Below are 14,749 nucleotides of genomic sequence, written 5' to 3' on the forward strand. Positions count from 1 at the left end.
CCCCTCCCAACGGGGTGCTCTAAAAAAATCTAACTAAAACCCGCGGCCCGGGCGGCCCAACGGGCCCCCCGGTCCTGCAATATAAAGAGATCGGTCATGGTTCCTCCAGCCCGCACATCCGGGTCCACCGTCCGCTGTGCCAGCGGGCAGTACAGAGGATGCCGCGGAGGATCAGGTCGGCGCTCATGGCGATCCACACGGCGGAGAGTCCCAGCCCGGCCTTCCGGACCAGCAGGGGAGCCAGCGGGATGCGCAGGCCCCACATGCACACCAGACTGCACACCATGGGGAAGCGTACGTCGTGGGCCCCTCTCAGGGTGCCGGAGTAGACAATGGAGAGGGCGAAGAGGGGCTCGGCAAAACACACGATGCGCAGCATCCGGGCGGCCTCATCCACCACCGCCGGGTCGGAGTTGAAGAGGGAGGAGAGGGCGGGAGCGAAGAGAAAGAGCAGCACGGCCATGGCGGAACAGAGCGCCAGAGCGGTCCGGGCAGCCAGCGTGCCGAAGGCGGCGGCGTCCTCCCGGGAGCGGGCGCCCACCGACTGGCCCACCAGGGCGATGGCGGCGTAGGAGATGCCGTAGGCCGGCAGGTAGCACAGGCCCTCTGCCGTGGTGGCGATCTGATTGGCGGCCAGGGCCACCGTGCCCAGGGAGGCCACCAGGGCGGTCATGGCGATCTGCCCCAGGTTGACGGTGGCCCGCTCCAGGGCTGAGGGCAGGCCCAGCCGCACCGCCATGCGGATGATGGCGCCGTCGGGCCGGAGGCCGTCCCGCAGATGGATGCGGAAGCGCCCCTGCCGGGTGCCCACCCAGAGCAGGGCGGTGCCGGCAAAGACCCAGGACAGGGCCGAGGCCAGGGCGGCTCCCGCCACGCCCCGCCCCGCACCGGGGATGACCAGCGTCAGCCCCCAGAGCGGAACAGTACGCGTCTCGTAGATCAGGAAGAAGTTCAGGATGATGTTGAGCACGTTAGCCAGGCTGTTGAACAGCAGCGGGGCCCTGGTGTTGCCCATGCAGCGCAGGACGGCGGAGAAGATGGACCCGGCGGCCACCCAGGGCATGCCGGCGGCGTAGTACCGCAGGTAGGCCGTGGCCTGGGGCAGCACCTCCGGCTTGGCCCCCAGCCACATGGGGATGTACCCGGAGAGCCCCTCGTAGATCAGCAGGAACAGCGCGCCGCACACCAGCGCGGCCAGAACGCCCTGGCGGACGACCTCCCTGGCCCGCTGGTCATCCCCGGCGCCGATGGCGTTGGAGACCTGCACCGAATAGCCGATGCCCACGCCGGAAAGCAGGCCGCCGCACATCCAGATGGGGGCGGCGTTCACCGACACGGCGGCAGTGGCGGCGGCCCCCAGCGCGCCCACCATGGCGGTGTCCACATAGCTGACCATGGTGGCCAGCAGCTGCTCCATGATGGAAGGCCAGCTGAGCCGCCAGACGGTGCCCATGCGGCTGCCGCCGGAAAGCTGTACTGTCATGGGTCCTCTCCTCTCCGCGAAAACAGCCGGCATACCGCTGCCGGCTGTCCGCTGTATATTTTTTGACACCGCTATACGCCGGTGAGATCAAAGGCGGGGATAAAGGCCGCCTGGGCGGAGCTGCCGTCCTGAGCGAAACCGGCAAGACCCAGATTGACCATATACTCCTCGGCGGCGCGGGCCTCGGAGCGGCGCAGCTTCCGGTCGATCTCCGGAAAGTCGTGGGCCCGCCCCCAGGGGGTGTACTGGCTCATCAGGGAGAAGAGCACGTCCCCGGCGGGGAATTGCTCCGCCACCCAGTCCATGACGGCCTTGGCCCCGGCCAGGCGGCCGGGAAGGATCAGGTGCCGGATGATCACGCCCCGCTTCAGCAGGCCCCCGTCATCGTAGACGCAGGGGCCGGTCTGGCGGTACATCTCCAGAATGGCGGCCTTGGCGGTCTCGGGATAGTCGGCCGCGGCGGAATACCGCTCCGCCGCGGCGGAGTCCGGATATTTCAGGTCGGGCAGGTAGATGTCCACCTTCCCCTCTAGGGCGCGGAGGGTCTCCAGGCGATCATAGCCGCCTGAGTTCCACACCACGGGGACGGGCAGCGGCTCCTCCAGGGCCTGAAGCACCGCGTGGGCAAAGTGGGTGGGATTGACCAGGTCGATGTTGTGGGCCCCCTGGCCGATGAGCTCCAGGAAAATGGCCCGCAGCCGCTCCACGGACACGGGCTTTCCAAAGTTTTCGTGGCTGATGCGCTCGTTCTGGCAGAATACGCAGCCCAGGGGGCAGCCGGAGAAGAACACGGTGCCCGCCCCCCGCTTGCCTGAGATGGGGGGCTCCTCCCACATGTGGAGGGCGGCCCGGGCCACCACCGGCAGGGCAGGCATGCCGCAGCGGCCCTCCCCTGCCGTATCGGTACGGAGGGCGCCGCATTTGCGGGGACAGAGGGTGCAGATCATATCAGCCCTGCTTTCGCCAGTCGGGACCCAGGTTGCCCTCTTTCCAGTGCTTGCGGCACAGGCCGATGTACCGGTCGTTGGCCCCCAGAACCACCTGCTCGCCCTCCTTGAGGACGGTGCCGTTCTCATCGAAGCGGGCGTTGTAGGTGGCCTTCTTGCCGCACCAGCAGATGGTCTTGATCTCCTCGATGATGTCGGCGCAGGAGAGCAGCTCCTGGGAGCCGGGGAAGAGCTCGCCCTTGAAATCGGCCCGCAGGCCGTAGCAGATCACCGGGATGTTCTGCTCGTCCACCAGACCGGTGAGGTAGCGCACTTCCTCCCGGGTGAGGAACTGGGCCTCGTCCACAATGATGCAGGCATAGGACTTGAGGGCGGCGGGGTCCATGCTCCGCAGGTCGGAAAAATAGATGCAGGGGTGGCTCAGGCCGGCCCGGGAGGCCACGAACCGGGCACCGTCCCGCTGGTCCAGCTCGGGCTTGACCAGCAGGGCCTCCTGTCCCCGCTCCTCGTAGTTATAGCGTACCATCAGGGCGTTGGCCGTCTTGCTGGAGCCCATGACGCCGTATCGGAAATAGAGCTTTGCCATATCTCTTCGCCTCTTTCGTATGTTACATCAGCTTTTTCAGCAGGCCAAGGCCCTTGCCCTGGTGCGGGGGATAGCGTACCGGCACATCGGGGGAGTATTTGCGCAGGATGGACTTCTCATAGGAGAAGGTGCGGAAGCCCGCCTCCCCGTGGCAGCGGCCCATGCCGCTCTCCCCCACGCCGCCGAAGGGCAGGCGGCCGTTGGCCAGGTGAAGCACCGTGTCGTTGACGCAGCCGCCCCCGAAGGGCAGGGCGTCGCTGATCTTTTTGGCCATCCACTTGTTGCGGGTGAAGGTGTACAGGGCCAGGGGACGGGGCTTTTCCTGAAGGTGGGAGAGCAGCTCGTCCATGTCGGTATAGGTGAGCACCGGCAGGATGGGGCCGAAGATCTCCTCCTCCATGACGGGGGAGTCCTCCGCCGCGTCCATCAGGACGGTGGGCTCGATGCGCAGCGTTTCCGGGTCGCAGCCGCCGCCGAAGGCCACGGAGCCCGACTCCATCAGCCCCCGTAGCCGGTCAAAGTGCTTCTGGTTGATGATGCGGCCCAGGTCGGGGCTCTCCAGCGGGCGCTCCCCGTAAAATCGGGTGACGGCCTCAAGGAGCTTGTCCACAAAGTAGTCCCGGGCCTCCTCCATGATCCACACATGGTCGGGGGCCACGCAGGTCTGCCCGGCGTTGAGGAGCTTGCCCCACACGATGCGCCTGGCCGCCAGATCCAGGTCGGCGTCGGGAGCGATGATGACCGGGGACTTGCCCCCCAGCTCCAGAGCCACCGGGGTCAGGTTTTGGGCGGCGGCGGTCATGACGGCCCGGCCCACCTGACTGCTACCGGTGAAGAAGATAAAGTCGAATTTCTGCTCCAGCAGGGCGGTATTCTGGGCCCGGCCCCCCTGGACCACCGCCGCGAAGGCGGGGTCGAACACGTCGGCGATGAGATCGGCCACCGCCGCCGAGGAGGCGGGGGCATAGGCCGAGGGCTTGATCACCGCGGTGCACCCGGCCGCGATGGCCGAGATAAGGGGGACCAGGGTGAGCTGCACCGGGTAGTTCCAGGGAGCCATGATGAGGGCCACGCCGTAAGGCTCATAGTACACCCGGCCGCCGGAGGGGAAAAGGGAGAGGGGGGAGCGGGCCTTCCGGGGCTGGGCCCACTTTTCGGCGTGGTTCCAGGCCTCACGCAGCTCGGCGTAGACCACGCCCAGCTCGGTCTCATAGGCCTCGAACCGGCTCTTGCCCAGATCCTGCTCCAGGGCGGAGAGCAGGGCCTCCTCATGGCGCTCGATCCCCTTTTTCAGCCGCAGCAGCATCTGCCGCCGCAGGGATACCGTGCGGGTGAGCCCCTCGTTGAAATACCGCCGCTGGGCGGCCACCAGTTCCTTGATCTCCATGCTCATTCCTCCTCGGTCCCCGCCAGAGCCAGCCCCATAAAGGGCTGAAAGGCGTTGGGTACGGCATACTCCCGCTCCAGCTCCCGCGGGGAGGCCCAGACCCAGCCCGGGGGAAGGGCGGGACCGGCGGCCTCCACTGCCAGGGCGGTCATGTGCCACTCGATATGGGTGAAAATGTGCCGGCCCGTGCCGCCGTGCTCCAGGCGCAGGGGAGAGACCCCCCAGCGCTCCAGCGTTCCCTCGTCGCAGGCGGGCTCGTTGGGAAATTCCCACAGCCCGGCCAGCAGGCCCCGGGCAGGGCGGCGGCGGAGGGCCACCCGGCCTTTGTAAAAGATGAGAAAGACCGTGCGTTCCTCCGCCCGGCGGGGCTTTTTGGGGGACTTCACCGGCAGCTCGCCGGTGCGCCCCTCCCGCCGGGCGGTGCAGAGATGGGCGGCGGGACACTGATCGCACAGGGGCGCGCCGTTGGGAAGGCAAACGGTGGCCCCCAGCTCCATCAGGGCCTGGTTGTAGTCCCCGGGGAAGGTTTTGGGCATGGTCTCCAGCAGGGCGGCGCGCATCCGGGCTTTTGTCTCGGGCCGGAGGATGTCTCCGTCGTCGCCGGTGATGCGGGAGACCACCCGCAGTACGTTGCCGTCCACCGCCGGCACCGGGATGCCGAAGGCGATGGAGGCGATGGCGCCGGCGGTGTACTCCCCCACCCCGGCCAGGGACAAAATGGACTCGTAGGTATCGGGAAAGACGCCGCCGAAGTCGGTCACGATCTGCCGGGCGGCTTTCTGGAGGTTGCGGGCCCGGTTGTAGTACCCCAGCCCCTGCCACAGCTTCATCAGCCTGTCCTCCTCCGCCCGGGCCAGAGCGTCCACGGTGGGCAGTTCCTCCATAAAGCGGCGGTAGTAGCCCAGCACGGCGGCCACCCGGGTCTGCTGCAGCATGATCTCGGACACCCACACGTGATAGGGGGTGGGATCGGACCGCCAGGGCAGGGTGCGGGCGTGTTCATAAAACCACTGGGTCAGGGGGATGGGAAGCTGTTCCAATTCGTTCACGGCGTTCCTCCGGAGAAAAAATCACATCTCATTTTAACACACCGTATCCTCCCCTTCAAGCGCCCGGAGGGCGTCCCCGTCCAGCAGGCGGGCCATGTCGGCGGGGAGGGGGGCCGACCACTCCATGGCCGCCCCGGTGATGGGGTGGATCAGGGAGAGGACAGCGGAGTGGAGGGCCGCCCGGCCGATGAGGGCTTTGTCCTCAGTACCGTAGAGAAAGTCCCCGGTGAGGGGACAGCCCAGGTGGGCCATGTGGACCCGGATCTGGTGGGTGCGGCCGGTGTCCAGTTCCAGCCGGACCAGGCTGCGTCCGTTACATATGGACAGAACACGATACCGGGTGCGGGCGGGAGCGCCGTCCGGGGCCACCTGACGCCGCAGCACCGAACCCTCCGCCCGGCCGATGGGGGCTTCCACCGCGCCGGAGGGCGGGACAGGCGTCCCATCGCACACCGCCAGGTACACCCGGCGGAAGGCGGGGGTGTGGAGCTGGGCTTTCAGCACCTCCTGGGCGTGGGCGTGCTTGGCCACGCACATCAGGCCGGAGGTCCCCCGGTCCAGCCGGTTCACCGGGCGGAACCGGGCGGTCTGACTGGTAAATTTGTAATAATAGGACACAAAATTACCCAAAGTATCGTCAAAATGGTCGGGACTGGGGTGGACGGCCACCCCGGGGGCCTTGTTGAGAATGAGGATGTCCCCATCCTCGTACACGATGGAGAGAGGGCCGGGGGCGGGGATCACGCCGCCGTCCTCCTCCGTGTCCCCCACCAGTACGGACAGGACCTGCCCCGCTGCCGCCCGGGCAGTGACGAACACGGGAAGACCGTCCAGAAGGATGCCCCCGGGGAAGCGCTTGGCCCGCTTGACGGTGGTGCCTGACAGCCTCAGTGTCCGCCGGAGAAGAACGTCCACGGCCGCGCCGGAGAGCTCCGGCGGCACGGTGAGGGTGAGCCGGCGGGGGCCGGCAGCGCCTTCAAAGGGCGGGCCCGGCGGGAGCGGGGAGCGGCCGGAGACAGGGGACATGGTTCATTCCTCCTTAAAACAGGGAAATCCCTGGACGCAGCTGTCCGCCGGGGGCAGAAAGGCACGGCGCACCCTTTGCGCAAGCAGGATAGCATGGACGGAGGAAAGAGTCAAGCAGCTTTTCCGGCCTGGGATTTTGGAGAAAAACCGGGGCAGACTATTTTCAAAAGAGAGGAAAAGCGGTATAATCACATACAATAGATGGCCCCGTGTCCGCAAGAGGCGAAAATGAGGTGGACTTTATGCCCGGAAAGCTCGGTATCTACATCCATATCCCCTTCTGCCGCAGCAAGTGCGACTACTGCGACTTCTACTCCCTGGCCGGCCGGGAGGGACAGATGGACCTCTATCTGAAGGCGCTGCTGGTCCACATCCGGGAGACCGCCCCCCTGGCCAAAGGATACCAGGTGGATACCATTTATTTCGGCGGCGGAACCCCCAGCTATTTTGGGGAAAAGCGGCTGCGGGCCGTCCTCTCCGAGCTCGGGAAGCGCTTTGACGTGACCCGGGATGCGGAGATCACCGTGGAGTGCAATCCGGACAGTGTGGACCTCAGGACGTTCAGCCGGCTCCGCCGGGCGGGGGTGAACCGGATCTCCCTGGGGGTGCAGTCGGCCTGCAACCGGGAGCTGGAGTGCCTGCACCGGCCCCACACCTTTGAGCAGGCTGCCCGGGCGGTGGCCATGGCCCGGGAGGCAAAGCTGAAAAACATCAGTCTGGACCTGATCTACGGCCTGCCCGGCCAGGACATGGCCGGATGGCAGGACACGGTGGAAAAGACCCTGGCGCTGGAGCCTGAGCACCTGTCCTGCTACGGGCTGAAGGTGGAGCTGAGCACCCCCCTCTATGCCCGGGTGGAGCGGGGTGAGGTGCTGCCCGATGACGATGCCCAGGCCGATATGTACCTGTGGATGGTGGACCGGCTGGCGGCGGCGGGGTACAAGCAGTATGAGATCTCCAATTTCGCCCGGCCCGGCTTCCAGTCCCGGCACAATCTGAAATACTGGATGGGGCGGACCTATATCGGCTTTGGCCCCGGCGCCCATTCCGACTTCGGCGGCCGGCGGTACTCCTTCGTGCGGGATCTGGACGCCTATATCAGCGGCGTGCTGGGCCACGGCGGTCCCATCGTGGACGAGTCTGAGCTCATTCCCCAGCGGGAGCGGAGCGGAGAGTACCTGATGCTCCGCCTGCGGACTACCCGGGGCATCGAGGAGTGGGAATACCGCCGGGAGTTCTGCATGAACTTCGACCCCCTGGAGCAGAAGCTGGAGGAATATGAGCACCAGGGATGGGCCGCCCGCCAGGACCGGCGGTGGTACTTCACGCCCAAGGGCTTTCTGGTGTCCAACCAGCTCATCGGGGACCTGCAGAGCATCCAGGAGCAGGCGGCGCTGGATACGCTGCTGCCCCGGCTGCGTCAGAACCGGGCGGAAGAGCGGGAAGGTTAAGCAGATTTGGAATGATTTGGCGACCAAAATTTAGGACGGGCTGTTTACAAAAACGGCCAAATGTGTTAACATAAAATCTGTAATTTGGTCCAGAGCGCCCGGCCAAGTGCGGCCGGGCGCTTTTTTACCGGCGCGGCAGCCGCGCCATGAACCAAGGAGGTCAGTATTGAAGCATACATGGATGAAACGGGCGGCGGCCGCGGGGCTGGCGCTGATGATGACGGGCCAGGCGGCCTACGCCTCGGAGGCCCTGGGCCACGACCTGCACAGCGGCAGAGTGGACCTGTCGGTGGGGACCAGTGTCACCCGGCAGATCTTCTGGAGCGATACATACTCCGACCTGCGCACCGAGCGCTATCTGACCTATCAGCCCAGTACCGATGTGAACCCCACGGTGGCCTACGGCGACAAGGTGCTCAGCCGCGCCACCCTGGCCTCTATGGCCAAGACGTTGGAGAATCGGGGCAAACGGGTGGTAGGCGGCGTCAACGGCGATTACTATGTGTTCGCCACCGGGGCGCCGGTGGGTCTGGTGATCTCGGACGGGGTGATCCGCTCGGCCACTGCCAGCACCAGCGCCTGGTATTACGGCGTCGGCTTCCGCTCCGACGGCACCGCCTTTATCGGCCGGCCGGCCCTGTCAGTGAAGGCCGCCTTCCAGGGCGTGAGCCATGACATCACCGGCGGTATCAACAAGATCCGCACCGAGAGCGGGGGCTACACCCTGCTCACCGATGACTTTGCGGCCACCACGGGGAACACCAGCCCCGGCGTGGATGTGATCCTCTCTCCGCTGACCGACGGCGAGGGGGAGACCGTCCTCACCGACAGCGGCGCCGGACTGGTCCGGAGCAGTGAGCCCATCGTGGGCGGCCGGACTACCTGCGTAGTGGAGCAGGTGCTGGAGTCCGAGGGCTCCATCCCTATCCCGGAGGGGAAATGGGTGCTCACCATCAACGGCAAGGGGGACGCGGGGAAGATCGAGGCCCTGAAGACCCTGCAGCCCGGCGATACCGTGGACATCGATATTACCAGTGAGGATGAGCGCTGGGCCCAGGCCGCAGAGGCCCTGGGCGCTCCCAGCCGCCTGCTCACCGGCGGCGCTTTGGACAACAGCTTTACCGGCGACAGCAACGCCAACACCCGGGCGGCCCGCACCGCTGTGGGTATAAAAGCGGACGGCACCGTGATCTTTTATACCATTGACGGCGGCCAGTCGGGCTACAGCGTGGGCTGCACCCTGCGGCAGGCAGCCCTGCGGCTGAAGGAGCTGGGCTGCGTGGACGCGGTGGCCATGGACGGCGGCGGCTCCACCACTCTGGGCGCGGCCTATCCCGGCGGCGCCATGGAGATTCTGAACAAGCCCTCTGAGGGGACTCAGCGGGCCAACAGCACCGCCATCTTCCTCACCACCACCCTGGCCGCCACAGGAGAGCTGGGCAGTTACTATGTCACCCCCGGCGACAGCCTGATGCTTTCCGGCGCCGTCTTGCAGCTCAAGGCCACCGCTCTGGACACCGCCTATTATCCCATGGCCGATCCCAATGAGGTCAGTTTCTCCATCCGGAACGGAGACGGCACCATCACCGCCGACGGCCTCTTCACCGCAGGGGACAGCAGCGGCACCGCCCAGATCGTGGCCACCGGCGGCAGCGCCGCAGGCACGGCCAACGTGACGGTGGTGCGCACGCCTGACGCCATCTCCCTCTCCAATGAAAAGACGGGCAAGACTTTGTCCCGGCTGGACGTGAGTCCCGGTGCCCAGGTGGATCTGAAGGCCAATGCCTCCTACCGCAAGCTGGCACTGGTCTCTCAGGATACCTGCTATACCTGGAGCTGCGATCCCGCGGTGGGTACGGTGGACGCCAACGGCGTGTTCACTGCCGTGGACAAGAGCGCCAGCGGCGCCATCACGGTAAGCGCCGGCGGGAAGAGCGTCAGCCTGCCTGTCAGTGTGGCGGGCCATATCCTGGCCCTGGAGACCTGCGAGGGCAGCCTGTCCGGCCTTACCTCCAGCGCCGGGGCCACGGCCTCGGCCGAGACCGGCACGGCCCACGTGAAGGCGGGCCGGCAGAGCCTGAAGATGACCTATGACGCCGCCGGCAGCGGCATGGCCAGCCTGGCCACCGACCTGCGCATCCCGGAGGGGGAGCGTTACCTGGGCCTGTGGGTCTATGGTGACGGCTCGGGCAACAGCCTCACCGCCTCTGCAGCCGATGAGAGCGGTGCGGTCACGTCCCTGGTGCTGACCGCCCTGGACTTCACCGGCTGGAAGCATGTGCTGGTGGAGCTGCCCGAGGGCACCGCAGCCATCCGCACCCTCAGCGTGGTCTACGGCGGCGGGAAGGACGCCGCCAGCGGGGCCATCTGGCTGGACCACTTTACCACCAGCAACGAGCGCGTGGCGGATACCACCGCCCCCACGGTCACCGTGACGGTGTCGGGCTCCACAGTCACCGCGTCGGTGACCGACAATGTGGACAGAGCCATCCCGGCGGAGAGCGTGGTGCTCACCTGCGACGGCACAGCGGTGGACAAGACCTGGAATGAAAGCACGGGCACTTTGACGGCCCAGCTCTCTCTGACCGACGGCAAAGCCCACCGGGTGACGGTGACCGCGGTGGACACCAGCGGCAACCTGGCCAGAAACGCGGCAGATGTGGAGCCGTCGGCGGAAAACGCCAACGTGTTTGATGACATGGAGGGCCACTGGGCGGCCCGGTTCGCCTCCTACCTCTATCAGACCGGCGTGACCTCGGGCACCGGCGACCCGGAGACCGGACTGGTATACGCCCCCGACCGCAGCATCACCCGGGGCGAATTCTTCGCCCTGGTGGCCCGGTGGATGAAGGTGGACCTGAGCCGGTACGCCGATGTGGAGCTGCCCTTCGTGGACGGGGCGGACATCCCCTCCTGGGTGCTGGGTGAGATCAAGGCCATGTACAGCCTGGGCATCGTCAGCGGCGCGGGGAGCGACAGCGGCCTGCGCATCAACGCCGGAGCCAACATCAGCCGGGCCGAGGTCATGGCCATTCTGGGCCGGACCCAGCCCAGGGGCTATGCCACCCCCGCCCTGACGGCGGCTGACAGGGACCAGGTGCCCGCCTGGGCCCTGGAGCACGTCCAGTCCCTGGTGGGACAGGGCGTGGTGGCCGGTTACGGCGGTAAGATCAATCCCAACCAGTCTATCACCCGGGGCGAAGTGGCCAAGCTGCTCTACTCCATGCTTTAAACCGGCCGCTCCTGCCTTGCGGCGCGCCCCCGGACCGGCTCCGGGGGCGCGTTTTTTACCGGCGGAGCTTGCGGCGGACGGAAGCGGCGGGTATAATAATGTCTGCTCAACAGGCCGCTTTGCGGTCTGCTCGTGCGGCGGCCCGCCTTTTTGCCCGGCCGTGATACCAGTTTGCCAGTTCAAAGGAGTTGTTTACATTGTATCGCCTGATCGCACTTGACATTGATGGGACCCTGGTCCGGCCCGACGGCAGCGTCAGTGAGGCTGACCGGGAGGCCATCGCCCACGCCCGGCGGTCGGGAGCCCGGGTGGTGCTCTGCACCGGACGGTCCTGGCAGGAGTCGGAAGAGGTGGCGGAGGAGGCCGGCTGCGACCGGGTGATGGTGTGCCAGGGGGGCGCGGCCCTGGCCGACCTGGACAGGCGGTGCAACACCCGGCTCTGGGAGATCCCGCGGGATGCAGCGCTGGAGCTGGTGGGGTGGCTGGAAAGAGAGGAACTGGCCCTGATGCTCTTTGCCGGCAGCGAGCTGGTGGTCAATCCCAGGTCGGAGGAGACTTTCCGCAGTTATCCCAGCCCCGGGTTCCACCGGTGCAAGGTGGTGGCGCAGGAGCCCGCACGTTTTCTGCGGGAGCGGGGGCTGCCCGTGAACAAGATCTATGCCCAGGGGGATCCCGCCATCTTCCCTCCTCTGCTGGAACGGGCCGCCCGGTACAGAGAGGTGACGGTGACCTCCTCGGCACCCTATAACTTCGAGATCGTGCCCGCCGGGGTGGACAAGGGCACCGGCCTGGCAGCGCTGGCGGAGGAGCTGGGCCTCACGCTGGCGGAGACCATCGCCATCGGAGACAGCGACAATGACCGGGGCATGCTGGCCGCAGCCGGCATGCCGGTGGCCATGGGCAACGCCACCGACGCCATCAAGGCCATGGCCCGCTATGTGACCGAAACCAATGAGAACGGCGGCGTGGCCAGGGCCATCCGCCATTTTATCCCCTGAGCCCGTATCTGGACAAAATCACCGGGGCAGGTTGCTTTTTACAGGAGAAACCGCTATAATTTATGTTAAGCGGAACTTTGCGGACCTGTTTGCGTCTATTCACAGGAAAGATCTGATGATCCGGAGGTGTATTTATGAAAGGAAAACGACTGCTGGCCGCAGCCCTGGCGCTGACGCTGGCCGGGAGCATGCTGACGGCGCCCGCCTCGGCGGCCACCTTTACCGACCTGAACGGCCACTGGGCACAGGCGGATGTGGAGTATCTGTCCAGTCAGGGGCTGGCCAGCGGATACAGCGACGGGACCTTCAAGCCGGACGCGGCCATGAGCACGGTGGAGGCGCTGCTCTTCTGCTCCCGGGTGACCGGGCTGGATGCCAGCACCAAGGCGGCCATCAAGGAAGACTGGCTGGATACGCTGGAGGACATCCTACCTGCGGACATGGTGTCCTGGGCGTCGGCCGACCTGTCGGTGTGCCTGGAGACCGGCATCATCACCGCGGATGAGCTCAAGGCCATCTGTGACCGGGGCGGACTGCTCAAGGCCATCGAGCGGGAGGATGTGATGCAGTATCTGGCCCGGGCCATGCAGCTCTCCGGCATGGCGGAGGGCCTGTCCACCTATCCCCTGTCCTTCAGCGATGCGGACCAGGTCTCCGGTGAGATGCGCCCCTATGTGTACATCCTGAGCACCTACGGTGTAGTGAAGGGAGACGAGCAGGGCCGTTTCCTGCCCAAGAGCAGCCTGAACCGGGCCTCCATGACCTCGGTGCTTCGCCGGGCACTGAGCTTTATGAAGGAGCGGGGCATTGTAGTGGAGCTGCCGGGCCGCACCAGCTACAGCTGGGTGGGCGGCACCATTGCCGCGGCCACCGTGGGCAATGGCGGCACCATTTCCCTCACCCTGACCGAGCCCCTGGGTTCCACACGCACCGTCACCCTGCCGGCCAGCGTGAAGATCTATGAGAACAACATGCTCTCCGGCGGCAGCGCGCTGAAAAACGGCAGCTATGCCCGTGTGAACATGAATACGAGCGGTACGGCGGCCGAAGTCCGTGTCAGCGGTGTGCTGGAGACTGTCAGCGGCAGCGTGTCCGGTCTGGAGAACGGGGTCCTTACCCTCCTCACCGGCGGGCAGACCCGTTCCTATCAGCTGGACCGGTTCATTCAGGTCCAGGCGGGCAAGGCTGTGGGCGGCAGCGAACTGCTGGACGAGAGCGCTGCCTACTCCGCCGCCGTGTGTTATGTGGATGAGCTGGGCCATGTGGCCGCAGTGAAGCTCTCCGGCGGCACCCGGGAGGAGACCGGCCTTCTGGCCGAGGTCAAGACCAGCAGCAGCGGCGCTGCCACCATCCAGGTGGTGAGCATGAGCGGCGTCAAGACCCGCTACACTGTGCCCAGCGGGGCGGGCATCACCGTGGACGGCAAGGCGGGCAAGCTGAGCACCGGTCATGTGGGGGACTATGTGACCCTGCGGGTGTCGAATGACGACAGCGACACTGTGGCCGCTCTGGAGGTGGACACCGCCACCCAGTATGTCCAGGGCTCCATTAAGTCGGTGAGCTACGCCCAGAGCCCCAGCAAGATCACTATTACCGATCTCTCCAGTGGAAAGACGGTGACCTATACCATTGAAAGCAAGGCTGAAATTACCTATGACGGGGGCAAGGTCACCCTGTCCGGGCTGGAGAAGGGCTGGTATGTGACCCTCCGCCTCACCGGTACCGAAGTCAGCGCCATCATGGCCTATCCCGGTTCTTCCACTGAAGAGGGCATCATCACCTCCATCACCTACGGTACGCCCACCGTACTGGAGGTGACCCGGGACGACGGCACTGTCTTGAGCTATGACATCGACCTGACCGATCCCCCGGAGATCTACCGGGACGACGTGCGCAGCTCCATCGACAAGCTGAAAAACGGGGACGAGGTGGTGGTCACGGTGCGCTACCATGAGGTGAGCGCCATCGAGGCCACGCCCAAGAGCGCCAATGCCACCGGCGTCATCAAGCGGGTGACCATGGATACTGCCGGCACCACCATTGATGTGGAGATGACCGGCGGCGGCACCGAGTCCTATCTGGTCAGCGAGGGCGTGTCGGTGACCCAGAACGGCAAGGCGGTCTCCATCGACTCACTGAAGCCCGGCTTCAAGATCTCCATGGTGCTGGAGGGGGATGAGATCCTCTCCATTGAGGTGGATAAGAATACCACCTCCGCCAATCAGCTCAGCGGCACCGTACTCTACGTGAATACCGCCAGCAAGGAGATCCTGCTCCAGAAGACCGACGCGGGCGGCTCCACCAGCGTGCTGACGGTGAGCGCCTCGGCCGCTGAGCTGCGTTCCGCCGCCGGCGGGAGCCTGGTCCTCCGGGATCTGGAGAGCGGCGATACCGTGCTGGTTTTCGGCAGCTACGACGGTCTGACCTTCAAGGCCACGCTGCTGATCCGGACCTGATACCGGAAGCCATGGGGCCGGGGGGGGCGGGGGGGGGGCGGCCGTTGTGTTTGATTGGGGGGGAATAAATTGGGGGCCCCCCCCGCCCCCCCCCCCCCCCCCCGTCAATTTATATTATACAGTCTAAAAAAACA

The 14,749-nt window shown here is 66.0% G+C and carries 10 protein-coding genes; 4 read left to right on the top strand and 6 right to left on the bottom strand.

The genetic code is table 11. From position 1 onward, the window contains the following. Nucleotides 1–94 precede the first annotated feature (94 nt). The 6 genes from ACTNBZ_RS13880 to ACTNBZ_RS13905 form a co-directional block, all read right to left on the bottom strand. On the bottom strand, nt 95–1,483 hold the full coding sequence (locus ACTNBZ_RS13880) for an MATE family efflux transporter (protein ID WP_441210822.1): 1,389 nt from the start codon (nt 1,481–1,483) through the stop codon (nt 95–97). A 71-nt stretch (nt 1,484–1,554) separates the two neighbouring features. Continuing rightward, nucleotides 1,555–2,430, bottom strand: a complete 876-nt coding sequence (locus tag ACTNBZ_RS13885; protein WP_441210824.1) for a radical SAM protein — start codon at nt 2,428–2,430, stop codon at nt 1,555–1,557. A 1-nt stretch (nt 2,431) separates the two neighbouring features. Beyond that, nucleotides 2,432–3,016 (bottom strand): thymidine kinase, encoded by a 585-nt coding sequence (locus ACTNBZ_RS13890; RefSeq protein WP_441210826.1) that lies wholly within the window; start codon nt 3,014–3,016, stop codon nt 2,432–2,434. Between the two features lie 22 nt (nt 3,017–3,038). Beyond that, entirely contained in the window at nt 3,039–4,403 is a 1,365-nt protein-coding gene (locus tag ACTNBZ_RS13895; RefSeq protein WP_441210828.1) for an aldehyde dehydrogenase, read from the bottom strand. 2 nt (nt 4,404–4,405) lie between these two features. After that, complete coding sequence (gene mutY / locus ACTNBZ_RS13900; RefSeq protein ID WP_441210830.1) at nt 4,406–5,452, bottom strand: A/G-specific adenine glycosylase; 1,047 nt, start codon at nt 5,450–5,452, stop codon at nt 4,406–4,408. A 33-nt stretch (nt 5,453–5,485) separates the two neighbouring features. Further along, nucleotides 5,486–6,478 (bottom strand): RluA family pseudouridine synthase, encoded by a 993-nt coding sequence (locus ACTNBZ_RS13905; protein WP_441210832.1) that lies wholly within the window; start codon nt 6,476–6,478, stop codon nt 5,486–5,488. A 242-nt stretch (nt 6,479–6,720) separates the two neighbouring features. On the opposite strand from ACTNBZ_RS13905, the gene hemW reads away from it, so the two are divergent. From hemW to ACTNBZ_RS13925, 4 genes are all read left to right on the top strand, one after another. Then, nucleotides 6,721–7,929 carry a radical SAM family heme chaperone HemW gene (gene hemW / locus ACTNBZ_RS13910; RefSeq protein ID WP_441210834.1) on the top strand — a complete coding sequence of 403 codons (1,209 nt, stop codon included), beginning with the start codon at nt 6,721–6,723 and terminating at the stop codon, nt 7,927–7,929. A gap of 166 nt (nt 7,930–8,095) precedes the next feature. After that, nucleotides 8,096–11,161 (top strand): phosphodiester glycosidase family protein, encoded by a 3,066-nt coding sequence (locus tag ACTNBZ_RS13915; protein WP_441210836.1) that lies wholly within the window; start codon nt 8,096–8,098, stop codon nt 11,159–11,161. 197 nt (nt 11,162–11,358) lie between these two features. Further along, nucleotides 11,359–12,159, top strand: a complete 801-nt coding sequence (locus ACTNBZ_RS13920; RefSeq protein WP_441210838.1) for a Cof-type HAD-IIB family hydrolase — start codon at nt 11,359–11,361, stop codon at nt 12,157–12,159. A gap of 134 nt (nt 12,160–12,293) precedes the next feature. Continuing rightward, nucleotides 12,294–14,615: an S-layer homology domain-containing protein gene (locus tag ACTNBZ_RS13925; RefSeq protein WP_441210840.1), complete on the top strand. Its 2,322-nt coding sequence runs from the start codon at nt 12,294–12,296 to the stop codon at nt 14,613–14,615. The last annotated feature ends 134 nt before the right edge of the window (nt 14,616–14,749 follow it).

Origin of the sequence: Pseudoflavonifractor sp. HCP28S3_F10 (genome assembly GCF_052065415.1) — a bacterium.
Lineage (GTDB): Bacteria > Bacillota > Clostridia > Oscillospirales > Oscillospiraceae > Pseudoflavonifractor_A.

Bases quoted from the DNA above. Each gene is read 5' to 3' on its own strand.
- ACTNBZ_RS13925 (WP_441210840.1), top strand. From the start codon at position 12,294: ATGAAAGGAAAACGACTGCTGGCCGCAGCCCTGGCGCTGACGCTGGCC.
- ACTNBZ_RS13895 (WP_441210828.1), bottom strand. From the start codon at position 4,403: ATGGAGATCAAGGAACTGGTGGCCGCCCAGCGGCGGTATTTCAACGAG.
- hemW (WP_441210834.1), top strand. From the start codon at position 6,721: ATGCCCGGAAAGCTCGGTATCTACATCCATATCCCCTTCTGCCGCAGC.
- ACTNBZ_RS13885 (WP_441210824.1), bottom strand. From the start codon at position 2,430: ATGATCTGCACCCTCTGTCCCCGCAAATGCGGCGCCCTCCGTACCGAT.
- ACTNBZ_RS13880 (WP_441210822.1), bottom strand. From the start codon at position 1,483: ATGACAGTACAGCTTTCCGGCGGCAGCCGCATGGGCACCGTCTGGCGG.
- ACTNBZ_RS13905 (WP_441210832.1), bottom strand. From the start codon at position 6,478: ATGTCCCCTGTCTCCGGCCGCTCCCCGCTCCCGCCGGGCCCGCCCTTT.
- ACTNBZ_RS13890 (WP_441210826.1), bottom strand. From the start codon at position 3,016: ATGGCAAAGCTCTATTTCCGATACGGCGTCATGGGCTCCAGCAAGACG.